General features: G+C 69.2%; 21 protein-coding genes and 3 pseudogenes. 6 read left to right on the forward strand and 18 right to left on the reverse strand.

What is annotated here, in order from left to right; all coding sequences use genetic code 11:
- Positions 1-90 precede the first annotated feature (90 nt).
- Genes dmpG through CC117_RS32780 form a run of 3 tightly spaced genes read right to left on the reverse strand, consistent with a single transcriptional unit; the run spans position 91 to position 2,986 of the window.
- Positions 91-1,224, reverse strand: coding sequence for a 4-hydroxy-2-oxovalerate aldolase (gene dmpG / locus CC117_RS32770; protein ID WP_256385443.1), 1,134 nt, complete (start codon positions 1,222-1,224; stop codon positions 91-93).
- Positions 1,224-2,165: an acetaldehyde dehydrogenase (acetylating) gene (locus CC117_RS32775; protein WP_071092012.1), complete on the reverse strand. Its 942-nt coding sequence runs from the start codon at positions 2,163-2,165 to the stop codon at positions 1,224-1,226. Before CC117_RS32775 ends, dmpG begins: the two co-directional genes overlap by 1 nt.
- Complete coding sequence (locus tag CC117_RS32780; protein WP_071092015.1) at positions 2,162-2,986, reverse strand: 2-keto-4-pentenoate hydratase; 825 nt, start codon at positions 2,984-2,986, stop codon at positions 2,162-2,164. Before CC117_RS32780 ends, CC117_RS32775 begins: the two co-directional genes overlap by 4 nt.
- A 522-nt stretch (positions 2,987-3,508) precedes the next feature.
- Between CC117_RS32780 and CC117_RS40795 the strand changes: the two are divergent.
- A pseudogene (locus tag CC117_RS40795) lies at positions 3,509-3,739 on the forward strand (zinc ribbon domain-containing protein); the annotation flags it as partial.
- A gap of 464 nt (positions 3,740-4,203) precedes the next feature.
- On the opposite strand, the gene CC117_RS40800 reads toward CC117_RS40795, so the two are convergent.
- Positions 4,204-4,950, reverse strand: a complete 747-nt coding sequence (locus CC117_RS40800) for an SDR family NAD(P)-dependent oxidoreductase (RefSeq protein ID WP_084133133.1) — start codon at positions 4,948-4,950, stop codon at positions 4,204-4,206.
- Positions 4,951-5,060: 110 nt separating this feature from the next.
- Between CC117_RS40800 and CC117_RS32790 the strand changes: the two genes are divergently transcribed.
- The gene (locus tag CC117_RS32790) at positions 5,061-5,843 is read left to right on the forward strand and encodes an IclR family transcriptional regulator (protein ID WP_198542068.1); all 783 of its coding nucleotides are present in this window, start codon (positions 5,061-5,063) and stop codon (positions 5,841-5,843) included.
- On the opposite strand, the gene CC117_RS32795 is transcribed toward CC117_RS32790, so the two are convergent.
- The 11 genes and pseudogenes from CC117_RS32795 to CC117_RS32845 all read right to left on the reverse strand — a co-directional run.
- On the reverse strand, positions 5,818-6,804 hold the full coding sequence (locus CC117_RS32795) for an ABC transporter permease (RefSeq protein ID WP_071092018.1): 987 nt from the start codon (positions 6,802-6,804) through the stop codon (positions 5,818-5,820). The genes CC117_RS32790 and CC117_RS32795 overlap by 26 nt on opposite strands.
- On the reverse strand, positions 6,794-8,329 hold the full coding sequence (locus CC117_RS32800; RefSeq protein WP_071092022.1) for an ATP-binding cassette domain-containing protein: 1,536 nt from the start codon (positions 8,327-8,329) through the stop codon (positions 6,794-6,796). Before CC117_RS32800 ends, CC117_RS32795 begins: the two co-directional genes overlap by 11 nt.
- Positions 8,326-9,480: a sugar ABC transporter substrate-binding protein gene (locus tag CC117_RS32805; RefSeq protein WP_116287967.1), complete on the reverse strand. Its 1,155-nt coding sequence runs from the start codon at positions 9,478-9,480 to the stop codon at positions 8,326-8,328. Before CC117_RS32805 ends, CC117_RS32800 begins: the two co-directional genes overlap by 4 nt.
- A gap of 57 nt (positions 9,481-9,537) precedes the next feature.
- Positions 9,538-10,212, reverse strand: a complete 675-nt coding sequence (locus tag CC117_RS32810; protein ID WP_071092028.1) for a class II aldolase/adducin family protein — start codon at positions 10,210-10,212, stop codon at positions 9,538-9,540.
- Positions 10,209-11,084, reverse strand: coding sequence for an alpha/beta fold hydrolase (locus tag CC117_RS32815; RefSeq protein ID WP_071092030.1), 876 nt, complete (start codon positions 11,082-11,084; stop codon positions 10,209-10,211). The genes CC117_RS32810 and CC117_RS32815 overlap by 4 nt, the downstream gene beginning before the upstream one ends.
- Positions 11,081-11,926: an alpha/beta fold hydrolase gene (locus CC117_RS32820; RefSeq protein WP_071092035.1), complete on the reverse strand. Its 846-nt coding sequence runs from the start codon at positions 11,924-11,926 to the stop codon at positions 11,081-11,083. Before CC117_RS32820 ends, CC117_RS32815 begins: the two co-directional genes overlap by 4 nt.
- A complete protein-coding gene (locus tag CC117_RS32825; RefSeq protein WP_071092038.1) occupies positions 11,923-12,903 on the reverse strand; it encodes a dienelactone hydrolase family protein in 981 nt (326 codons plus the stop codon). Before CC117_RS32825 ends, CC117_RS32820 begins: the two co-directional genes overlap by 4 nt.
- Entirely contained in the window at positions 12,900-13,709 is an 810-nt protein-coding gene (locus CC117_RS32830; RefSeq protein ID WP_084133137.1) for a DODA-type extradiol aromatic ring-opening family dioxygenase, read from the reverse strand. The genes CC117_RS32825 and CC117_RS32830 overlap by 4 nt, the downstream gene beginning before the upstream one ends.
- Positions 13,709-15,865, reverse strand: a complete 2,157-nt coding sequence (locus CC117_RS32835; protein ID WP_071092041.1) for a hydantoinase B/oxoprolinase family protein — start codon at positions 15,863-15,865, stop codon at positions 13,709-13,711. The genes CC117_RS32830 and CC117_RS32835 overlap by 1 nt, the downstream gene beginning before the upstream one ends.
- Positions 15,862-17,973 (reverse strand): hydantoinase/oxoprolinase family protein, encoded by a 2,112-nt coding sequence (locus CC117_RS32840; protein ID WP_071092044.1) that lies wholly within the window; start codon positions 17,971-17,973, stop codon positions 15,862-15,864. Before CC117_RS32840 ends, CC117_RS32835 begins: the two co-directional genes overlap by 4 nt.
- 191 nt (positions 17,974-18,164) lie before the next feature.
- Positions 18,165-18,347: pseudogene (locus CC117_RS32845) on the reverse strand (transposase); the annotation flags it as partial.
- Between CC117_RS32845 and CC117_RS32850 the strand changes: the two are divergent.
- Both CC117_RS32850 and CC117_RS35660 read left to right on the forward strand, forming a co-directional pair.
- Positions 18,336-18,923, forward strand: a complete 588-nt coding sequence (locus CC117_RS32850) for a PAS domain-containing protein (RefSeq protein ID WP_198542069.1) — start codon at positions 18,336-18,338, stop codon at positions 18,921-18,923. The pseudogene CC117_RS32845 and the gene CC117_RS32850 sit on opposite strands and share 12 nt — an antisense overlap.
- Before the next feature lie 51 nt (positions 18,924-18,974).
- Positions 18,975-20,168, forward strand: a complete 1,194-nt coding sequence (locus CC117_RS35660) for an integrase (protein ID WP_407673630.1) — start codon at positions 18,975-18,977, stop codon at positions 20,166-20,168.
- An 82-nt stretch (positions 20,169-20,250) separates the two neighbouring features.
- Here the strand turns inward: CC117_RS35660 and CC117_RS40805 are convergent.
- The 3 genes and pseudogenes from CC117_RS40805 to CC117_RS32865 form a co-directional block, all read right to left on the reverse strand.
- Positions 20,251-20,547 (reverse strand): annotated as a pseudogene (locus CC117_RS40805) (NADPH-dependent F420 reductase); the annotation flags it as partial.
- Positions 20,548-20,769: 222 nt separating this feature from the next.
- Positions 20,770-20,985 carry a hypothetical protein gene (locus tag CC117_RS32860; RefSeq protein WP_071092054.1) on the reverse strand — a complete coding sequence of 72 codons (216 nt, stop codon included), beginning with the start codon at positions 20,983-20,985 and terminating at the stop codon, positions 20,770-20,772.
- 150 nt (positions 20,986-21,135) lie between these two features.
- Entirely contained in the window at positions 21,136-22,398 is a 1,263-nt protein-coding gene (locus CC117_RS32865; RefSeq protein ID WP_084133139.1) for a reverse transcriptase/maturase family protein, read from the reverse strand.
- Between the two features lie 101 nt (positions 22,399-22,499).
- Here CC117_RS32865 and CC117_RS32870 point away from each other — a divergent pair, with 101 nt between their 5' ends.
- Together CC117_RS32870 and CC117_RS32875 are read left to right on the forward strand one after the other, a co-directional pair.
- The gene (locus CC117_RS32870; RefSeq protein WP_071092057.1) at positions 22,500-22,811 is read left to right on the forward strand and encodes a hypothetical protein; all 312 of its coding nucleotides are present in this window, start codon (positions 22,500-22,502) and stop codon (positions 22,809-22,811) included.
- Positions 22,808-23,048 (forward strand): DUF5372 family protein (locus tag CC117_RS32875; protein ID WP_131803182.1); only part of this gene is annotated, 241 nt, incomplete at its 3' end. The genes CC117_RS32870 and CC117_RS32875, both read left to right, overlap by 4 nt.

Raw genomic sequence — 23,048 nt, forward strand, 5'->3', positions numbered from 1 at the left:
GCTACGAAAAGCTAGCCGTCCGCTACCAGGCAACGGTCACCATCGCTGCCATCAACATCTGGCTCCGCTAACGATCTTTTGAAACAGTCCCTAGCGGTCTCGAGCGGTGGCGACAAGGTCGAGAGCGACGTCGGTGATCATATCCTCCTGGCCGCCGACCATGCCGCGGCGGCCGACCTCGACGAGGACCGAGCGGGTGTCGAGACCGTAGCGCCTCGCGACCGTCTCGGCGTGCCGGAGGAACGACGAGTAGACACCCGCGTAGCCGAGGGTGAGCGTCTCCCGGTCGACGCGCACGACCCGGTCCTGCAACGGGCGCACGACGTCGTCTGCGCCGTCCATGAGGCCGAACAGCTCGCAGCCGTGCTTCCAGCCCATCACGTCCGCGACGGCGATGAACGCCTCCAGCGGGCAGTTGCCGGCGCCGGCGCCCTGGCCCGCGAGCGACGCGTCGATCCGCACCGCGCCACATTCGGCGGCGACGACCGAGTTCGCCACCCCCAGTCCGAGGTTGTGGTGGGCGTGGATGCCTGTCTCGGTCCCGGGGTCGAGCACGTCGCGGTAGGCCCGGAACCGGGCCCTGACATCGTCCATCGTCAGGCGGCCGCCGGAGTCAGTGACGTAGACGCAGTGCGCGCCATAGGACTCCATGAGCTTCGCCTGCCGGGCGAGCTCGGCCGGCGAGGCCAGGTGGGACATCATCAGGAAGCCGGCGACGTCCATGCCCAGCTCGCGGGCCGCCGCGATGTGCTGCGCGGAGATGTCGGCCTCCGTGCAGTGGGTGGCGATCCGGACGGAGCGGACACCCAGCTCATGGGCGCGCCGCAGGTCGTGCAGCGTGCCGATGCCGGGCAGCAGCAGGGTGGTCGGGACGGCCCGGGAGATCGAGGAGACGACAGCCTCGATCCACTCCCAGTCGGTGTGCGCGCCGACGCCGTAGTTCACCGACGAGCCGGCGAGGCCGTCGCCGTGGGCGACCTCGATGGCGGCCACGCCGGCCTCGTCGAGCAGCCGGGCGATCGTGGCGGCCTGCTCGATGGTGTAGCGGTGCCGGACGACGTGCATGCCATCGCGAAGCGTCACGTCCTGGATGTAGAGCGGCGCTGTGACGGGGACGTCCGCAACGCTAGCGCCCGTCGCCGGCCCGCACGATGCCAGCACGGCGGCTCCCGCCATGGCGCCCGCTGCGATGTCGGCGGTACCGACTGTCTCCAGGCCGCCCATCAGACGTTCACCCCCGTGCGAGTCAGCTCGGCCATCCGCTCGGCGGTGCGCAGCGCGGCCGAGGTCATGATGTCGAGGTTCCCGGCGTAGGCCGGCAGGTAGTGGGCGGCGCCCTCGACCTCAAGGAAGACCGAGACCTTGACGACGTCCTTCAAGCAGGCCGGCGCCAGGGTCCGTAGTGAGTCGCCGGCGGCGACTCGGTCGAACTGGACCTTCTGCTTGAGCCGGTAACCGGGGACGTAGGTTCGCACCCGGTCGACCATCTCCTCCACGGACGTGGTGACGGCGGCGTCGTCGCAGTCGCCGACGACGCAGTAGACCGTGTCACGCATGATCAGTGGTGGCTCGGCCGGGTTCAGAATGATGATCGCCTTGCCGCGCGTCGCGCCGCCGACCTTCTCGATCGCCGCCGACGTCGTCTCGGTGAACTCGTCGATGTTGGCGCGGGTGCCCGGGCCGGCAGACCTCGACGCGATCGACGCGACGATCTCGCCGTAGTGCACCGGGGTGATGGCGTCCACGGCGGCGACGATCGGGATCGTCGCCTGGCCGCCGCAGGTCACCATGTTGACATTCGGCGCGTCCAGGTGCGCGTCCAGGTTCACCGGCGGGACGACGTAGGGGCCGATCGCGGCCGGGGTAAGGTCGACGACCCGCTTGCCGTGCGCCCGCAGCACCTCGTCATTGCTCCGGTGTGCGCCCGCCGAGGTCGCGTCGAAGACGATCTCGATGTCGGCGAACTCGTCCATCCGGACGAGCCCGTCGATGCCCTCGGCGGTGGTCGCGACCCTGAGCCGGCCCGCGCGCGCGAGCCCGTCCGAACCCGGGTCGATCCCGACCATCGCGCCCATTTCCAGGTGGTCCGACAGCCGCAGCACCTTAATCATCAAGTCGGTCCCGATGTTGCCCGACCCTATGACGCCAACCTTGGCCCTACTCATCCTTGCGTCCCTTCCGCGGGTGCGGCGGCGAACCTCGTCCGCGCCGAGCCGAGCCCGCTGATCTCGGTCTCGAAGGCGTCCCCGGGCGCGGCCGCGACCATTGGGCCGAGCGCGCCGGTCAGCACCACGTCGCCTGCGCGCAGCGGGTCGCCGACGGCGGCGAGCGTGGAAGCAAGCCACACCGCCGCGTTCAGCGGACCGCCGAGGCAGTCGGCCCCGGTGCCGCGCGAGACGATGTCCGCGCCCTTCCACAGCCGCATCTCGACCGCACGTAGGTCCACCCGGTCGAGCGGCACCGGGGTCGCGCCGAGGACGAACAGGCCGCAGGAGGCGTTGTCGGCGACCGTGTCGACGATGGTGATGTCCCAGCCGGCGACCCGGCTGTCGACGACCTCGAGGGCCGGCAGCGCGAACTCGGTGGCCCGCAGCACTTCGACGACCGTGGTATCTGGATCGGGCAGGTCGGCGCCGAGTACCAGCGCGACCTCGGCCTCGACCCTGGGTGCCAGAAGCAGGCCGGCGGGGATCTCATCGCCGTCGGCGACGCACATGTCTGCGAACAGCGCGCCGAAGTCTGGCTGGCCGACGCCGAGCTGCCGCTGCACCGCCGCCGACGTCAGACCGATCTTGCGCCCGACGATCCGACGACCGGCGGCTAGACCGCGCTGGATGTTCACTCGCTGCGCCGCATAGGCGGCGGCGATGTCGTGCGGCGTGAGCACGTCCCGCACCGGAGGACAAGCGACGCCGGTGCGCTCGGCGGCGACGAGCCGGTCGGCGGCGGCGATCGTCGACGCGTCGACGGCGGGAGCGGTGGTCATCGCGTCTCCCTGCGGTGGTGCTGTGGACACGGAACCTCCAGACCAGCAGGCCAGGTGTTGGAGTGAATAGCCTGACGCCACTGTTATAGGCGTGGTTTCACCAGGGACCAAGATTTGTTCCACATGACGGAACGCCGGGGCGTCGCTGGCCCGGCGGGGTATCAGGTTCCTGGTACGCGTTCGCGGTCGACGTCGACCGACGTGACCCATTCCGGCTCGGCTCGGCGCTGGGGACCTCGACGTCCACGACGTGGCGGAAGCCCGCGGCCGCTGCCACGCCGGCGAGGTCATCCCCGCAGCCGTTTCCATCCGGTGCAGGGCAATATTCAGCAGCAACGGGCTGATTACGCCCCCAACGCACTTGACAACTCGCCTTCCGGTCACCCTCCGTATCCGCGCTGGCGACTGGAGTGTCGCGGTCCGATGCTCGTTGGCGAGGTGGGATGCGATGACGGATTATGATCTTCTCGGAGCCGATGAGAACGTTCTTGACGAGCGGCCGCAAGAACCGCTGGGACCGTGGTGCCCGCCCTGGTCAGCGAGGAGATATTCGAACGGGTCGCGGCCCGCATCGAGGAAAACAAGCGTTTCGCGCCCCGCAACACGAAGACGACGCCGTCACTGCTACAGGGCCTCGCAGCGTGCTCGGCCTGCGGTTACGGCTACTACCGCACCTCGACACGGACCACGAACAGAAAGATCTACTACTACCGGTGTCTCGGTTCCGACGACTACCGCTACGAGAACGGCCGTGTGTGCTGGAACAAGCCGGTCCGCGCCTACTACCTCGACGAGACCGTCTGGGAACACATCACGAAACTGATCAGCGATCCGACTCTGATCCGCGCCGAGATCGACAGCCGGCTGCGCCAGGCTCGTGATTCGGATCCCACCAAGCGTGAGCGCGGACAGGTCGAGCTCGCTTTCCAGGAACAGTTGATCACACTTGACGAGCTCCGCGCGAGAATGCCCGAACTCCGCACCCGCGAAGCGAACCTCCGCGGCCAACTCGACGCGCTCGGCAGCCAGATCGCCGACCGCGATCTTTACCTCGCACTCGCAACCGACCTCGAGGGATTCCTGTCACAGCTGRGCGAGAACGCGAAAAGCGCCGAGATCACCGAACGCCAACGCGTCCTGCCCGGTGCGCGCCTCACGGCGCAAACGGGGTCAGCGCCAGATCCACAACTCCCGCTCATCTCATTGCCAGCGGATTTTCATCGACCATCATGGACCRTCTCTCCACCGTCCACCGCCAGCACCGCTCCGGTGATGAACGACGCTCGGGGCGAGAGGAGAAAGGATATCGGTTCGGCGACCTCGACCGGGGCGCCTAGTCGGCCCCGTGCGGTCAGAGTCGCAATGAAGTCGAGCGCGTCGGCGGAGTCGGAGACGTCGCCGCGGAGCATCGGCGTATCAGTGGGGCCAGGGCAGACGCAGTTCACTCGGATGCCCGAGGACGCGAGCTCGTGGGCGGCGGCCCGCGACCAGTGGATGAGCGCGGCCTTGGAGGCTGCGTACGCGGCGAAGTCGCGATAGGCACGCAGGCCCGTCGCGGAGGCGACCGTGACAACGGACGGGCGGTCTCCCTCCGCGAGCAGGGGAAGGAACTGGGCGATCGCGTCGGCGGGAGCCGCCGCGTTGAGTGTGAGGAGCGCGCGGCGAGTCTCGGGAGAGGTATCCGCGATGCTCCCGCGGTGGGAGGCTCCAGCCGTGACGACGAGGCCGTCAAGTGCCGGCCAGCGCGCCCGGACCCGATCCACGAGGGCCGCCACCGACCTTTCGTCAAGGAGATCGACATCGTCCCCGTCAGGGGTTGTCTGGAGATCTGCGGAGTGCACGATGGCTCCGTGAACGCGACAGAGCTCGGCGGTCGCGGCGCCTATGCCCGAGGCCGCTCCGATGATGAGTATCCGACGTCCGGCCAGCTCGCCGCGAGCATTATCGATCATGAGGCCCTCCATCGCGGAGTTTCACCAGGCGAAACACTTAGGTCCATGTGCGTTACCTTGGGCGCAGGCTTAGCCCGTGAGACGTGGACCACACACGTTCTGACCTCGGAGAGGAGACAGAGGTGTCCGACGTTGACCCGAAAGGCTCGTCACTGTCAGTGAGCCATGTGCGATCTGTCGACCGCGCTCTGGAGATCCTTACGTGCTTCAGCAGCGCCCACCCACGCCTGACTCTGACCGAGTTGGCTCAGGGAGTGGGGCTGTCGAAGGCGACTACTCTTCGTATCGCCGGTTCGCTGCTCGCCTACGGCGTCCTACGGCGTGACGAGGACGGCAGCTACCGGCTCGGCACCCGCCTGCTCGAGCTCGCGCCGGTCGCCGCGAAGGGTTCACCCGTGGCGTCGGTGACCGAGCGGATCGTGGCGCGGCTGGCCGAGCGCACCGGCGAGACCGTCCTGGCCGCGGAGATCGACTGGCGCGACCGCAGCCTGGTGATCATCCAGCGCCGGGACGCCGAGCACGTGCTGGGTGTCCTGTCTCCGGTCGGCCGCAGGTCCCTGATCGCCAATGGCTGCATCGGGAAGGCCGCCCTGGCGAGTCTGCCGCGTGACCAGGTGGTGGAGCTGATGCCCGCGCTGCGCCTGCCGCGGCGCACCGACCGGAGCATCACCGACACCGACGCCTTCCTGGCCGAGATCGACCGGGCCAGGGAGCGCGGCTATTCCGTGGAGAGCGGTGAGTTCGCCGCCGGTGTCGCGGGTGCGAGTGTGGTGGTGATGGACAAGGGGCAGGCCGCCGGTGCCGTCGCCGTCATCGCCCCGGTGTCGCGGTGCGGGACGCGGCGCCTCACCGCCATCGGTGAGCTGGTACGCGAGTGCGTCAGCCACGTCGCCGCCGGCCGATGATGGTGGACACGGCGACCGCGACGATCAGTACGCCGCCGTAGAAGACGTTGGAGATCCAGGCGGCCAGCCCCAGCTCCTGGAGACCGATGACGCCGGTGGCGAGGAAGTACGTGCCGATCCAGGTGCCGATCGGATTGAAGCTGCCCGGGCGGACAACGGCCGTGCCGATGAACACCGCGGCGTAGGTGGGCAGGAGGTAGGTGCCCGAGGAGTTGGGGTCGAACCCGCCTACGCCGGTGACCAGCAGCACCCCTCCCCCGGCGCTGAGCAGCCCCGCGAGGACGAAGGCCCCGAAACGGATGCGGTTGACCTGGACTCCCGCCAGCCGTCCGACTTCGCGGTTGGCGTGAACGAAGCGCATGTGCCGGCCGAGGGGCGTCAGCGCGGTGACGTAGGCGACGACGAGGACGAGGGCGATGCCGTAGTAAAATGAGATAGGCAGCCCGAATACGTCGGTGAGCGCGATTGAGGAGACGTGCGGGTCCAGGCCGCTGACACTGTTGAGGTCGGTGCTCCACAAGGCGAGCCCGAGGAGCAGCGTGGACATGCCGAGGGTGACCACGATGGTGTTCACCCCGAGGTACACGATCAGCGCACCGTTGACGACACCAACGAGAACGCCGGCGGCCAGGGCCGCGAGGCAGGCCACCGCGATGGGCACATGGTGCTGGACGGCCAGTACTGGCAGCAGTGTGGCGGCCAGGCCGAGCACGGAGGCGACGGACAGGTCCACGAACTCGCCGACCATGATCGTACACAGCACGGCCATCGCGAGGAACAGCAACGGCGCCTGCGACCCGAAGATCGTCTTGAAGGTGCCTGAGGTGGCGAACTTCGATGGCTCTAGGAGCGCGAAGACCAGTGCGAGCAGGATCCAGAGGCCGACCATGCTCCACCGCTCGGTGAAGCGGAGCGCAGCTGCCGGCGCGCCGAGGCGCAGTTGCTGGGTCTCAGTTGCCATGGCGGGTGGCCCCCTCGAGTGTCACTTCGGAGTAGATGCCGTCGAGTAAGGCCTCGACGGTGTGACCGGCGGCCAGCTCGCGGCCACGGCCACGGTGGACGAGGAGGATCCGGTCACACAGCTCGATGAGTTCGGCCGGGTCGCTCGCGATGACCAGGACGGGTGTTCCGGTCGCCGCCTGGCGACGGATGGCGGAGTGGATGTCCCGCCGGGCGCCGACGTCGACGGCTTGGGTGGGCTCGTGGAGGACCAGGAGCCGCGGGCTGCCCAGCATGGCCCGTCCGACCAAGATCTTCTGCTGATTACCGCCGCTGAGCGTGCGCACCAGGGCGTCGGGACGGGGCGGACGGACGTCCAGTCCCTCGATCACCGCCCGCGTGTCCGTGTGCTGCCCGGCCCCGACCAGCGGCCGGATACCGCCACGGCGCAGCCGGGACAGCGCGATGTTGTCCTTGATCGACAGCTCCAGTGCCAGGCCGCGGCGGGCTCGTTCGGCCGGGACAACGTGGATGCCCGCGTCTATGGACTTGCGAGGCGTCAGTCGGCGCAGGTCCAGCACGGTCTCGCCGAGGCGGAGCTCTCCCCGGCTGCCCGGGGCGCCAGTCAGTAAGGCGGGCACCTCCTCGTGACCTGAACCGGCCAGACCGGTGATACCGACGATCTCCCCGGCCGCCAGCGACACCGACAGGTCGGTGAGTAGTCCGCCGCCCACCTCCCGCAGCTGCAGCTCAGCGTGGCCTCCGGCCTTCGCACTCGTGAAGGCGGCGGCCGTGTCCAGCGCGTGCCCAAGGATGAGCCGGGTCAGGTCAGGGGCGGTGAGCCCGGCCGTCGATGCGCCGGAGGCGACGACGCGGCCGCTGCGAAGCACGGTGACGCGGTCGGCGCGCGTCAGCACCTCGTCGAGATTGTGGCTGACGAGCAGTACGGCCGTGCCTTGTTCCGTGAGCGCCCGAGTGAGGTTGTAGAAGTGGCCGAGCGAGTCCGGAGGCAGCGCCCGCGTGGACTCGTCGAAAATGGCCAGCCCTCCCCCGCTGGGCAGGTTGCGCACGCTGCGGGCGATCGCGACGCTGACCTGGTCGGCGATCGGAAGGTCACCGACCAGGGCGTCGAGCGCGACCTGCTCGCCGATGCGCTCCAGTGCGTCGCGGGCCTGCTGAGTGGCGCGCCGCCGATTGATGAGGCGGGTGACCGTGTGCCGTGGCCATGAACCGACGCAGATGTTGTCGACGACGGTGTCGCCCGGATTGAGCCCGAGGTCCTGGTGGACGACTGAGACTCCGAGGCTACGGAGATCCGCCGCGCGGGCGGGCAGTGCCAGGTGCCGGCCGTCGATCATCACCTTTCCCCCGGCGTCGGCGCCCTGGTAGCCAGTGAGGATCTTGACGATCGTGGACTTGCCGGAGCCGTTCTGCCCGACGAGCGCGTGGACCTCGCCGGGTGCGACGTCGAAGGCGGCGTCGTGGAGCACCCGGCTGAACCCGTGCGTCTTGGACAGCCCGGCGACGCTGAGGCGGTGCGGGCTCAATTGCCCAGTCCCCACAGCCGGGTGAACATCTGCTTGTAGGCGGTGCTGCCGTACCAGTCACCGGAGATCTGTGCCTGGTTGGTGAGGTCCAGGCTCCCGATGTTGGCGGCGGTGAACAGCCGCAGCGGCACCTGGTAGGTGATGGGCGCGGCCCCGGTCAGCAGGCGCAGCAGTTGGTCGGCCATCGCCCAGCCCTGGTAGGCGAAGTTCGTGCCGACATCGGCGCGCAGGAACGTCCCCGACTTCAGCGTCTGGAGCTGCGCGAGGAGGCCGCCGGCGGAGGCGCCCTTGACTGCGTTGAGCTTCCCGGTCTGCTGGACGCCCTGCTGGGTCGGTGCGGCAAACGCGTCGAACTCCGAGACGACGTAGTCGGTCGTGGGGTTGGAGATCAGCGCGGCGCTGGTGGAGGAGGGTATCAGCGAGTAGTTGGCGGACTGGATCTTGTTGACCGTGACGGTGCAGGAGGAGCAGGCGCTCTTGAGGGCCGGAATGAAGCCGTTCTGTACGTAGGCGATCGGCGGCGGCGCATCGGTGACCTCGTTGATCAGTACCGCCGCCTTGCCGTGGCTGTCCTCGGCGATCCACTGGGCGAGGACCTGCAGTGCCTGCATCGGGTTGCCCGGGACATAGGCGAGCGAGGCGTCGCCCGGCGAGTCACCGTCCGGGTTGGGCTCGTTGGCGATCACGACCGGGATGTGCGCCGCCTTGAGCTGCCGGATGCCCTCCGCCACGAACCCGGCAACGATCGAGTCGAAGACGACACCCGCCGCCTTGCCGTTGATGGCGCTGGTGATGCAGCCCGCGATCGTGGAAGGGTTGGCGTCTCCGCTGCAGGCGTGGACGTCGATGTGGGCGGTGCCGAGCGCCTCGGCCAGGCTGGTCTGCACGAGTTGCGTGGTGGTGATCTGCGAGCTCAGCGGGATGTACCAGACGGTCTTGCCGGCCAGGCTGGAGACGCCGGTGACGGCGGGGCCCGGGTCCTTGTAGGCGCTGTCCGCTGTCGGGGCCATGGCCTTGGTGAGGGAGGCGGACAGCGTCGGGGCGGAGGTGGGGGAAGCCCCTTCGGAGCCCGCGGCGGAGCTACAGCCTGCTAACACGAGCCCGGCGGCGGTGAAGGCTCCGGCGAGCCGGATGGCAGACGGACGTAACATGATAATGCCCTTCGGGGGTTGGTTTTGGGGTGCGATGCGTTGCGGGTGTCGGGGCGATCAGGCGCTGCGGACCAGGTACTCCCAGGCGCGGGAGAGCTGGTCGGGGCCGTAGCACCGGTCGCGCTTGGCCAGGGCCTCGGGCTCGTCGGACCAGGTGAAGCCGGCGCCCAGCAGTCCGAGCTGCATCCGGCACGCCTTCTCCAGGAAGATCGCCGTCATGACCGCGGTCGGGACGTCGGGCCCGACGGTCACCAGCCCGTGCTGCCGTAGCAGAACGGCGTTGCGGTCGCCGAGCACGCCCGCGAGCGACGCGCCGAGGGCGGAGTCACGGACGAGGTCGCCGGTCTCCGTGAAGACAGGCAGGTCAGGGGGCCAGAACAGGGTGCCTTCGTGCCCGATCGGCCGTGGCGTCTGCCCGGTCGCCGCGAGGGCGACCGCGGACTCGGCGTGGCTGTGGACGACGGCTCCGACATCGGATCGCACGGCCATGATCTCGGTGTGGATCGGGTACTCCAAGTGGACCTTGCCGTCACCGTCGATCCGCCGCCCCGACCGGTCGATGCGGATGACGCGGTCGGCGGTGATCTCCTCTAGACCGAAGCCTGCCGCCTTCATCCACACTCCGTCACCCACCGGGTCACGCTGCGACAGGTGCCCCCAGATCATGTCGGCGTTCCCGTTTGCCGCGAGGATGCGGCAGCCGAGCGCGACCTCCACCGCCGGGGCCGTCACGGCCGATCCTCAGCGAGGAAGTCACCGACGATCCGGTTGAACTGCTCGGGCTGTTCGTACATCGGCCAGTGACCCGCGTCGGTGATCATGTCGAAACGGGCGTTGGGCATGATCTGGCTGGCCCGGCGGCCGACCTCGGGAGGGGTGGTGGGGTTGTTGTCGGTCCACACGATGAGCGTCTGGTTCTCGATCCGCGCGAGCGCCGCCTCGTCGAGCATGTGCGCCCGGTTCTCCGTGCTCGGCTGCTCGGCGACCAGCTTGGCCTGCGCCTTCTCGCTGCCGGGGAGGGTGTAGTAGCGGTACCGGCACTCGACCAGTTCGTCAGTCACGGACGCGGGGTCTGCCATGAGCCACTCCAAGCGGGCGCGGACGCTCTCGCGCGTGGGCGTCGCGGTGGCCCTGGCCGTGACGGCCTGGACCCGGGCGTGCACCTGCTCACTYTCGGCGGCCCGGTCGGCCGTGGACAGCAGGACTCCGGCGCCGGTGACCGACACCAGCCGGGCCACGCGGTCGGGGTGGTGCAGGGCGGTGTAGAAGGCGGTCCAGCCGCCGAGCGACTGACCGACCAAATGGGCCCGGTCGGCCCCAATGGCGTCGAGGAAGCCGATGAGGTGCTCGGTGAAGATCGGAGCGTGGTAGATGACGTCCTCGGGGCGGGCGGTGAGACCGTGGCCGAGAGCGTCGATCGCGTAGACATGCAGGCCCCGGTCGGCGAGCGGGCCGAGGTTGCGCAGGAATGCCTCGGCGTGCCCGGTGAGGCCGCCCATGAGGATCACGGGCTCTCCCGCACCCGCCTCGATCGATCGAGTACGCCAGCCAGCGGCGTCGCGGAAACGGATCTCGGCRCCGAGTGCGTCGGTCCAGAAGGTCACGGGTGTGCTCCAAGGAAGTCGAGGATGGCGTTGTTGACGATGTCCGGCCGTTCGAACTGCGGCCATTGCTTCGCGCCTGGCACGGTCACGACCTGGGCGCGGGCCGCCTGTGCGGCGGACCGCACGACGGCCGGCGGGGTGTGCCCGTGCTCACCACGCACGAACAGCGCGGGAACGGTGAGCTCGCCGAGCCGCTGGGGTGTGAGCAGCCAGGGCGAGTGATCGGCCGCCCGCACCGACCGGTGCACCGCGCGTGCCTCGTCCGGCGCGTACAGGCGGGCCCGCACCTGCACCAGTTCCGGATCGAGCACTTCGGGATCGGCCAGCAGCCCCCGCAGCCGCGTCGCGACGGCCGCCGCGGTGGGCTGCTCGTAGGCTTGCCCTCCGGACCGGTAGGCGGCCTGGACCCTGGTGTCGGACAGGCGTTCGGCCTCGTCTTGGAGCCCGGCGGGCTCGATCAGGACCAGCCCGGCCACCCGATCGGGCGTCGCCAGCGCGAGCAGTGCCGCCGCCCAGCCGCCGAGGGACTGCCCGACCAGGTGGACTCGGTCGAGGTTCAGCCGGTCCAGGACCGCCGTCGCGTGCCCGGTGAGCGCGTCGATGGTGTAGCGGCCGTCCGCCGGACGTTCCGTCAGACCGTGGCCGAGCAGATCCAGGGCGATCGCCCGGTACCCGCCCGCGGCGACCGCGGCCAGGTTCCGGGCGAAGGTCTCGAGGTGACCGCCCCTGCCGTGCAGGAACACCACCGGCGGCCCCTCGCCGATGAGCACAGCCCGAGTGCCGACCCCGGCCACCGGGATGACACGCAGCTCGGCGCCCAGCAGATCCGTCCAGAGGCTCACAGGTGAGCCGCGAGGAAGTCGAGCGAGCGCTGCCAGGTGAGTTCGGCTGCCTCCCGGTGGTGGCTGGGGTGGGTGTCGTCGTGGTACGCGTGGCCGGCGCCCTCGTACACGAAGACCTCGGCATCCTGGCCGCTCTCGCCGAGCGCCTCGGTCAGCCTCTTCACCTGGTCGAGCGGGATGACCTCGTCGCTACCGCCGAAATGCGCCTGCACCGCGCAGCGGACCGTGTGCGCGGTCTCGATGCGCGAGCGGGTGCGGCCGGTCGGGCTGTAGGCGGGCGGGAGCTCGGGCAGGCCGTAGAGCGCGACCACACCCGACAACCGGTCGGTCCGCGTCGCCCAGGACAGCACGAGCCCGCCGCCGAGACAGAACCCGATGGCGACCGCCCGCGAGGCGTCGACATCGCCGCGCCCGGCCAGGTAGTCCAGGCCCGCCTCCAGGTCGGGGACGGCCTGCTCATCGGCGGCGGCCAGGAACGCCTTCGCCCGGCGCTCCTCCGGCGTCGTGTAGTCCTGGGGCGGGCGGCCGCCGATCCTGCTGTACAGATCGACGGTCAGGCAGGCGTACCCGGCGGCGGCGATCCGTTCGGTCACGTCCTGCCGGTGCTGGGTGACGCCGAGGTTCTCGTGCGCAATGATCACCGCCGGCGGCGGCGTGCCGTCGGACGTCGCCGGAACTGCCAGATACCCGCGGATCTCATCACCGCCGCTGGGGAAGGTCACCCACATGGTCGCCTCCTCGGGCGTCGGGAGTGCATACATGGCGCTGTGCGGAACCCCGAGGCTGACCATGAGGTTGCGCAGAGCGACCGGATTCATGCCGCCAGCCAGCAGCCAGGCGGCGTCCCTGGCCAGCACGGCCCGCCGCTCCCGATTGGTGAGCGGATAGCCGAGCAGCGCCTCAGCTAGGTCCTCGCGCAGCTCCGCGCGGCGGTGCTCCAGGTCCCAGGCCAGGCGGTTGAGGCCGACGAGGTTCATGGCGCCACCTCGAAGGCGGCGATGCCGATGCCGACGGTCCAGGCAGGCATCGGCCGGTAGGCGTAGGTGCGGGCAGGCCCGCACCCGGCCGCACCGGCGGCGATCAGCCAGGTCCGCAGCTCCAGCGCGCCGTTGCCGGCCTCGTGCTCGATCCAGCGATCGCTCCAGTCGAGCGTCTCCGCCACCCCGCCCCGTTCCAGGAGGGACAGAAACGCCTCATCGAAGGCCGGATTGATGTCGCCGAAGCGCGGCAGCCCGACCCAGTGCGACAGGCCGCCGGTCGCGATGACCCCGATACGGGCCTCTCCCGGTGTCTCCCGCAGGGCCCGGCCGAGTCGCAGGCAGCGGCGCAGCGTCGGCAGCGGCGGGGTGTTGCAGTTGACGAACAGCGGCACCACCCCGGCGGCGGCGGCGGCCGGCAACTTGGTGCAGGGCACCGTGAAGCTGTGGTCCAGGCGCATCGTGTGCGACCGGGCGGTCTCGAACCCGGCCTCGGTCAGGCCATGGAGCAGCTCGGCGGCGAGCCCCGGGCGGCCCTTGATCCGGCCACCAGGGTTGCCGAATTCGCCCCAGCCCTCGAAGTCGTCGGCGACGCCGAGGCAGAAGGCCGGGTAGTTGTCCAGCCCGAACGTCTCGTAGTGGTCGGTGGCGACCACTACGACGCCGTCGAGTTCGGCGGCGGCGATCTCGGCGTCCAGACGGCGCCAGGCGTCGTGCAGGACGCCGGAGTCGGCCGGGGCGGTGTGCGGGTCCTTGACGATCGCGCCGACGTGCGAGGTCGCCGCCGCGAGGACGACGCGAGCCATCAGGCGTCCAACAGACGCAGGTCGTCGAGGTCGTCGGCGCCGCGCCGGACCACGTCGGTGGCGTGCAGCATGCCGCACGAGGGACAGGCGTAGCGGCGCAGCTCCAGCTCATCGCTCAGCCGGGTCGCATGGCTCACCTCGTGCACGTCGTGGCTGACCTGGCGTCCGGCGTACTGCCGCCACGGCTCGTTCGCGGGAGCCAGAATGGTCCCGCAGACACAGCCGATCCAGTGGCCGCCGCCCGCTCGCAGCACTGAGAGCCGGTCGCCGAGCGGGTGCAGGCGGACGGCGTCGTCCGGGGCCGCGGGCAGGGCTCGTCGCGTGGGCCAGGTAAGCCGGTCCGCTCGGAGTTCGGCCCTGCGCCGCTCGGTCTCTTCGGCGGCCACCCGGCCGTCGACGAGGACCGCGCCGTACAGGCGTGCCACGGCGTCCGCGGTGATCGCGCCGAGGTTGAGGTCGGTCTGGAGGTCGGTGACCAGACGGTCGAGCGGGTCGCCCCAGCCACCGCCCGCCTGCGGCACGGTCGCGAGGATGTCGTGCTCACCGAGCCCGTACTGGCCCTGGCGTCCCCGCATGACGGGCCGCTCACCCGAGAGGGTCTCCAGGTCTGGAAGTTCACCGGCCGCCAGCCGTGCCTTGACATCGCTGCCGTGCAGGACGGTGCGGGTGTTCTGTGCCCCCGGGTAGCCTCCGAAGATCCCGGTGGAGTTCGGCGCCTCCCAGCCGTGCGCGGAGTTGAGCGCCGTGACGTCGCGTCCCCGGTGGATCGCGTAGACCGCCCCCATGCTCATGCCACCGCGGTGTCGCCCGGCCCCACCGGAGTCGGGCACGAGGCCGCGCCACAGGTACAGCAGCGGCGAGTCCATCTCGACGGCCTCCACGTTGGAGATCCGCTGCCGCTCGATGTTGTGCTGCCCCTGGGTCCAGGCGCCGTCGCGGTGGTTGTAGGCCGCGCCGCCGGTTGCCAAGCAGTCCATGATCACGTAGGTCTGGCGGGCCCCGTCCTCACCGGTGCCGGTGAGGACGAACTTGTCCGGGCCGCCGGCAGGGGTGGCCTGTGCCTCTGGCAGCAGCTCCTCGGAGCAGGCGGCGAGCTTGGACAGGCACTCGACCGCCGTCATCTCGACCATCCACCCGGCCTCCAGCGCGCCACCGCTCACGGCCGCCGGACGGGCCGCGTTGCAGATCAGACCCTCGGGACACTCGACCTCGACGACCTGGAACAATCCCTCGTTCCACGGGGCGTCGAAGGCGAGCGTCGGCAGCAGCGCCGCCGCGATGCCGGCCATCATTCCCGAGCGTGCGCAGTTGATGTAGCCCTTGGCCTGCGGCGACGACGCCGAGAAGTCGAAGTGCAGGGTGTCGCCGCGCTTGGTGAGGACGAGGTCGACCTCGTAGACCTCTCCGAGCCCTCCGTCGTTGTCGAGGAAGGCCCGGGAGTGGAGGCGGGCGTCGGGCAGTTTGGCCAACCGGTTGCGCAGCCGACGCTCCGACAACTCGATCAGGTTGGCCATGACCGTGTGGACGGTCTGCGCGCCGTACTTCTCGGCCAGTCCCTTCATGGCCTTGATCGCGGTGTTGTTGGCGCCGACGAGCGCCCGCAGGTCGAGGTTGACCGTCGAGGGCATCCGGGTGTGGGCGAGGACGACGTTCCACACGTCGCCGCGGACCTTCCCGGACTCGACCAGCTTCACGGGCGGCAGCTGGAGCCCCTCCTGGAAGGAGTCGGTGGCGTCGATGCAGAAGCTGCCGGGCGTCATTCCGCCGACGTCCACCATGTGGCACATCGCGCCAGTCCAGGCCAGCAGCTCACCTTCGAAGAAGATCGGCGCGATGAGCCCGACGTCCTGGGCGTGCACCGTGCCCTTCCAGGGGTCGTTGACGAGGAACATGTCGCCGGGGTGGATGCCGGGATCCTCCGTGCAGTCCTCGATGACCGACCGGGTGATGGCGGCCATCGACGACGCGTGCGAGAGGATTGTGCGACCCATCGCGGCCACGGAGCCGTCGGGCAGGTAAAGCCCGACGTTGTAGTCGCTGGCCTCCACCACGTGGGTCGAGCCGGAGATCGCCGCGAGCGTCGCACCCTGCTCGTCGGTGATGGCCAGCAGCCGGTGGCGGATGACCTCGAAGGTCACGGGATCGATGGTGGTCACGCGTTCCCCCTGCAGTCGATGATGAGGTTGTTGCCGTCGTCGACCTGCAGCGACTGGGCGGGGCCGAGGACGACGGTGGTACCGGGGAACTCGAGGATCGCCGGGCCGTGCAGCTCCGCTCCGGGTCCGAACTCCTCACCCCTGAACACGCCGGTCGGCACCCTGCCGGTCTCGGGGAAGTGCACGAGCCGCTCGCCGATGCGTGCTGTCCGCAGGTCGGTCGTTCCGGCCGCTGCGGTCTCGGAGACCTCGGTGACGCTGACGCGGCCCTCCACGCGCAGGGTGTGCAACTCGACGCCGGCGCCCAGCAGCGCGGTACCCGCGCCGTAGACCCGCTCGTAGACGGCCTTGAACTCGGCGACGACGCCGCGAAGCACCTCGGTGGTGACCTCGCCGTCGGGGACTACGACGGGCAGCTCGTGCGACTGGCGGCGGAACTTAAGGTAGGCGATACACACGAACCGGGCGCGCGGATCATCATCCAGATCGGCCCTGCACTGGTCGACGAGGTCGTCGAGGGCGGCGTCGATCCGCGCAGCGTCGAGGTGCTCGGCGGGATCAGGCGCTCCTGGAGGCGTGCGCTGCACGTCGGTCGTCTGCACGGCGCGGTACCGGTCGGAGATGACCGTGCCGTAGGCAGAGTGGACGGTGGCCGTGGGCGGTACCACCAGCGTGTCGATACCGGCCGCCTCGGTGTAGGCGTAGGCGTGGGTCGGGCCGGCGCCGCCGTAGGCGTACACCACGAAGTCGCGGGGGTCGTGCCCCTGCTCGACGGTGACCTTGCGTAGCAGGTCGGCCATCTGGTTGTCGGCGACTCGCCGGATCCCCGCGGCGGCCTCCTCCACCGACAGCCCGAGGGGTCCGGCGACGTGCTCGCGGATGGCCTTCTCCGCCAGCGCCGGGTCCAGCGGCATCTGGCCGCCGAGGAAGTACGCCGGGTCGATGATCCCGAGGACCACATCGGCGTCGGTCACGGTCGGGCGGTCGCCCCCTCGCCCGTAGCAGGCGGGGCCGGGGACGGAACCGGCGCTCTCCGGGCCGACCACGAGCACACCTGACTCATCGACCGAGGCGATCGACCCGCCGCCCGCCCCGATCGCGGTCACCTTGATGCGGGGCATCGCCAGGTGCAGATCACCGACCTCGCTGACCCGCTCGACCAGCGGCGCCCCCTCGATGATCAGTCCGACGTCGAAACTCGTGCCGCCCATGTCCGAGGTGATCACGTTGCGGTGCCCGAGCCGTTCGGCCAACGCGAGCGAGGCCAGCACTCCCCCGGCCGGACCGGAGGTCAGCATCGACGCCGACCGCTGCGCGGCGTCCTGGGCCCGCATGACACCGCCGCCGGAGTCCATGATCGAGAACTCGCCCTGGAAACCCGAGGCGCGCAGCCGGTCCTCCAGCCCCTCGACATAGTTGCGGATGACCGGGCCGAGGTAGCTGTTCACCACGGTCGTGGCGGTCCGCTCGTACTCGCCGATGACCGGGGCAATCTTGTGGGAGAGCGTCAGGTAAGCCTCGGGCCACTCCTCGGTGATGATCCGGGCGGCCTCGGCCTCGTGCGCGCCATTGACGAACGACCACAGGAACGACACGGCCAGCGCGCGCACGCCGGACGCACGCAACCGGCGTACGGCGGCGCGGATCTCGTCCTCGTTCAGGGCGACGATCTCGGCGCCCGCCGCGTCGGTCCGCTCGGTGATTCCCTCGATCCACTCACGCGGCACGATCTGGTCGGGATTGCGACGCCGACTGTAGTGACCGGTGGCGGCGCCCATTCCCACCCAGGACGTCATCGACCGCTGAATAGCCATGGTGTCGGTGAATCCGCGGGTCGTCAACAGCGCGGTCGGCGCGCCCTTACGTTCGATCAACGCATTCGTGGCCGCCGTCGTGCCGTGCGCGAAATAGCGGACGGACCCGCAGAATTCCACGAGACCCATCCGATACGAGTCGGCGGCCAATTCAAGCGCGGAGACCACTCCGACAGCACGGTCCTGCGGCGTTGTCGGCGACTTGAACAGGCGGGGAGGACTTCCCTCCTCCAGCACCACCAGGTCAGTAAACGTCCCACCGACATCAGTGCCGACAAAGAACCGTCTGATCATACAGACCCCAAATTCCGGGCGGCCGTACCGTTACGGCCACATTGCGGTCCTGGAAATGTGCGCCAGGTCGCACCGGCGCTACAAGCCGTTGTTTCACAGCGCGAAATCGGGTCGACCACCCGTTTTGCAGAGCGAAACTCGGCCTTACATCGGGAGACGGGCTCTGCCGCACATCCGGTGGTGACGGAGGGTTAACCGAGCAAGATTCGGTGGCGGAGGAGCGGGAAGCCGGCTCGGCCGTACATCTGGCGCATGATCTTCTTGGTTTTGGTGTTGACGCCTTCGGCGCCGCCGTTGCTGTAAGGCAGGGTGAGCGCGTTGGTGACGGCGTCGCGGTCGAGGTCGAGGCCACGGGTGTAGGCATGCACAGGTGGGGGAGTGAGCCGGAGGAGATGCTCGGCCGGCACTGGCTGTTCCTGGTCCCCAAGTCGGACCGTGAGCTGTTCGCCCGCTACGAGCGCAGGGTCGTCCGCCACGGCCCTGGCGGCTCCGGCGAGCGGTTCCCGCAGTACCGGATGAGGTTCGCCCGGCCGGCAGGCGAGATCATCCATGTTCAGGTTGCCTCCACGGTCACCTACGAGTTCACGGAGCGGTTCGGGGACAGCCAGCCCCACATGGTCTGCCGGCTGGAGGACGTGACCGACCGGGAGCAGATCGCCAACTACTTCCGGCTCGCGATGGACCACAGCCCGGTGTCGCTGAGCCTGATCGACCGCTCCGGTCACATCGTGTTCAACACGGGTGGGCGCTCCCCGCAGGAAACCGACGACGTCCTCGACGCTGCGACGAGGCCCATTTCCAAGGTCTTCGCGGACTACAAGGAAGCAATCCGGATGGTCGAAGCAGCCTTCACCGGCGAGGCCGGCTCGAGGCTTCTCCCGGGCGTACAAGAGGTACTTCGACCTCCACACGGTGCCTGTGGGACTCCAGAACCCCGATTTGGGCGGTGACCTGCACGTTTGCCTGCCGGACTGGGCCTGCGTCAGACAGGCTGGATGGTCATGGTGTGGTCCCTGCTCTACGCCCTGACACGCAACGCTCTCGGACTGATGCTGCTCCGAGTCCCCGGGGATGCTGCGAAGGACGTCGAGCTCCTCGTCCTGCGACACCAGGTGGCGGTGTTACGACGTCAGGTGAACCGGCCGGCGCTGGAACCGGCGGATCCGGTGATCCTCKCAGCCCTGTCCCGGCTGTTACCCCGGGCTCGCTGGGACAGCTTCTTCGTCACCCCGGCCACCGTGTTGCGCTGGCACCGTGACCTCCTCGCACGGAAATGGACCTATCCACGGAAGTCGCCCGGGCGGCCGCCGGTGCGGAGGGAGATCCGCGAGCTGGTCCTGCGCCTCGCACGGGAGAACCCGATCTGGGGCCACCGCCGGATCCAGGGAGAGCTCGTCGGGCTGGGCTACCCGGTCGGGGTCGCCACCGTCTGGCGGATCCTGCACCGCACCGGTGTCGATCCGGCGCCCCGGCGGGCCGACACCTCCTGGCGCACGTCCCCACGCACCCAGGCCTCCGGCATCCTCGCCTGCGATTTCTTCACCGTGGACACCGTATTCCTCCAGCGGATCTACGTGTTCTTCGTCGTCGAACACGCCACCCGCCGTGTCCACGTCCTCGGGGTCACGAAGCATCCAACCGCGGCGTGGGTCACCCAGCGGGCCAGGAACCTGCTGATGGACCTCGAGAAACGTGGCCACCGGTTCCGGTTCCTCATCCGTGACCGCGACATGAAGTTCACGGTTTCCTTCGATGCTGTCTTTGCCGGGGCCGGTATCGACGTGGTGCGCACACCGCCACAGTCGCCGCAGGCGAACGCGATCGCGGAACGCTGGGTCGGCCACCGCCCGCCGGGGGTCAGAAGGTGCGGTCGGCCACGTGTAGCCGCTCGACTGCTTCGAGCGCGCGGTGCAGCTCGGCAGCCGGAACGGGGCGGGCGGGCGCCTGCATCACCTGCTCGAAGGGCGTGGCGGGGTCGGCGAGATAGAGGCGGGTGTAGGCCGTGGTCTCCGGTTCGATGCGCCAGCTCTGCGCGAGCGGGCCGGCGTCGACGGTGTCGAAGCCGAGCTGTCCGATCAGGGCCGCCGCGGCCTTCTTCGCGTCGGCGTCGTCACCGGCGATCGGCAGTGCGGTGCGGTCGGGGGCCCCGGCGGGGCGGGCAAGCAGGGGGATGTGGTGGGCCAGGATGTTGTTGAACGCCTTGACCAGCCGCGTTCCCGGGAAGTGGCGGTGGATCAGTTCACTGGTCGTGGTCTTGTCCTCATCCAGTTCGGCGATCCGGCCGTCACGCGACGGGTAGTAGTTGCTGGCGTCCAGCACGATCTTGCCTTCGAGCAGTTCGGCGGGGATGGCGGTGTGTGCCGCCAGGGGTACCGCCAGCACGACGAGCTCACCGGCCTGGGCGGCCTGCTCGACCGTACCCGCGGTGGCCAGCGCGCCCAGTTCCTCGACGAGGTCGGTGAGGGTTTCCGGTCCCCGGGAGTTGGCTACGACGACCGGGAAGCCGGCCGCTACCGCGAGGCGCGCGACGGCTGCGCCGATGTTTCCGCTTCCGATGATGCCGAGGGTGGGCATGGCTGTTCCTGCTTTCCTATCGATGGCGGCGTCCGCTTCGTGAGGCGGTTCTTCAGCGGAGCGACGTGAATCGTCGTGACCGGGATGCCGGTGGGCGGTCTCTTACAGCATGAGGAGACAGCGTCCACTCTCCTCCCAAACGGATACGGAGGTAGTCTCCGCATTGTCAACGTGATGTGTTCAAGGTCCTGGTAGTGGCTTGCCGGGGCAAGCGGGCAGGCGTCAGTCGCTTGAGATGTGACAGGCGATCACGCTGGTGATCAGGTAGGCGACCTCGGTCTCGGCGGGTCCGCCGGCGAGTGGCTGACGTCGGCGGGTGATCCGTATCGCCTGCACGGCGCGCGGGAACAGTAGTCCGGCGCGGACCTCGGTGGCTTTCACGGTGCGCCGCTCGCGGCGGCCGTGGCCACGCTCGACGGTCCGCGCGGTGGTCCTCACCTGACCCCAGGGCAGGGCCGCGAGCTGGGCATACAGGCTGGGCGTGAAGTCGGCCCGGGGCGCGGTGCCGGCCTGGTGGCCGGTCCGTTTCCTCGGGCCGCTTCCCGAACCACGCGGGCATCTTTCGACGCACGTGGCTCTCCAGCGTTGCTACTGCGTGTGAGGTCGCCGATGGATGTCGGTGTGGCAGCGGGCGCAGACGATCAGGGTCTTCCGTCGGCTGGTCCGCATGACTTCCACCCATGATGGCGTGTCTGTCGAGCTGTATCGGTGGAGATCGGAAAGCCGCCTGATGTGGTGGACGGTGATCCCATCAGGTGAGGTGCACAGTTCGCAGGTCCCTGCCGTCAGACGGGCGACGAGCTGGCTTTTCCGCCGGGTCGGCCATGCCCCGTCGATGACGCGGGCGTGTTTGTTCCGGCGTAGCGGTATGCCTCCGAATCTGGCGGTGAACACCTTGCCCGCTGGGGTGCGCTGGGTCGCCTCGAAGCACCGCCGTTTCCCGTGCGGGGTGGTGACGGTGGTTTGTAGGCGCTTGCGGATGACCCAGGGTGGGCGGCGGTGTTTGGCGGCCAGGGTCGACATCATCGACCGTTCCATGGACCAGCGGAGCTTGTTGAGCCAGTTGATGTTTCCGGCCAGCTGGTAGTACTGGACGTAGCCTCGATACTCCGTGCCGTAGGTCGCGACGATGTGGTAGTCGCTGGTCCGGATCAGATCGTTGCGGATGAGGGGTTTACCCTGTCCGCGCTGGTAGGTCCGGCACCTGGTGTTCACGGTCTCGGGCGGGACGCCGAGGGCGATGGTGCCGTTGACCGAGCGTCTGCCCCGGGTGCGCCGGGTGTCGGCTTGATGAGTCCAGATATCATAGCCGAGGAACCGCGCCTTGTGGGTGCGGGCATGGGTGATCAGGGTCTTCTCTGTGGAGAGTTCGAGTTTCAGCTCGTCGCGGAGGAACACGGCGAGCTGGTCCCTGACCTGTTCGGCTTCGGCTTTGGTGCCGGCGAATCCCAGGAGATGGTCGTCGGCGTAGCGGGTGTAACGTAGCCGCCGGTATTCAGGGTCGTGAGGGTCCACGCTCGGCATCGACTGCTGGCGTTGACGCAGGGCCTTGACATGGTCACGGTCACCTTTGTTCTTCCAGTAGCGAATATTCGCCGTTGTGTTGCCGTACTCCCTGTTCTCCCGGCGAACTTTCCCGCGTGTCCAGGCCGGGACCAGTACCTGTTCCACGAATGTATCGAGCCGGTCGAGATAGATGTTGGACAGGATGGGTGAAACAATCCCGCCCTGGGGGGCGCCAGAATAGGTGGCGTGCCAGGTCCAGTCCTCCAGATACCCCGCCCGTAGCATATCGCCCACCAGCCTGAGGAACCGCTGGTCACGGATCTTTTCGGCGAGAATCGCGATCATAACCCCATGGTCGAGACTGCCGAACGAGTCCGCGACACACTACTGGTTTCGAGGACCTTTCCGCGGCGCTGCGATCGTACGCACACGGTGACATGTGCGCGGTGGCCGCTGTCGAGTTGCTGGTCGCCCACGTGTTCTGGCTTTTCCGGCGGGATTTCCTCGACGGTTTCGTCAGGGTGGTGGACGGGTTCGCGTGGGTGGACTGGGCCGGTGTGGTCGCCGCGGTGGACGCGGGGCGRCTGGTGTGCTCGCGGGGTGAGGGCAKGGTGCTGCGGGTCGCCGCGAGCCTCGCGGCGGGCGTGCTGCTCGACCTGAGCGCGGTCAGCGGTCTGGACGGCCGGGTGCTTGGGCTCGCGGCCCGCGCGGTGCTGGCCGCCGGCGGCCACGGCCCCGGAGCGGAGACCGTGTCGTGATCCTGGACAGGGCGTCGGTGTTCACGGTGCGGTTGACCAGGCCGGGACACCCGTTCGACGGGTGTGAGCTGCGGGTGCTCGGCCGGATGCGCCGGCACGGTGCACTCGAGCTGGTCCTTGAACTACCGGACGGCAGCAAGTCCATGATGCCGTCCGCCTGGACTGACCACGCCGATCCGGCCGCTGACGGGGAGGCGCTTCCGGCCGAGGAGCCGACCCTTGGGCGGATCGCCGACC

Source organism: Parafrankia colletiae (assembly GCF_001854655.1).
GTDB lineage: Bacteria > Actinomycetota > Actinomycetes > Frankiales > Frankiaceae > Parafrankia > Parafrankia colletiae.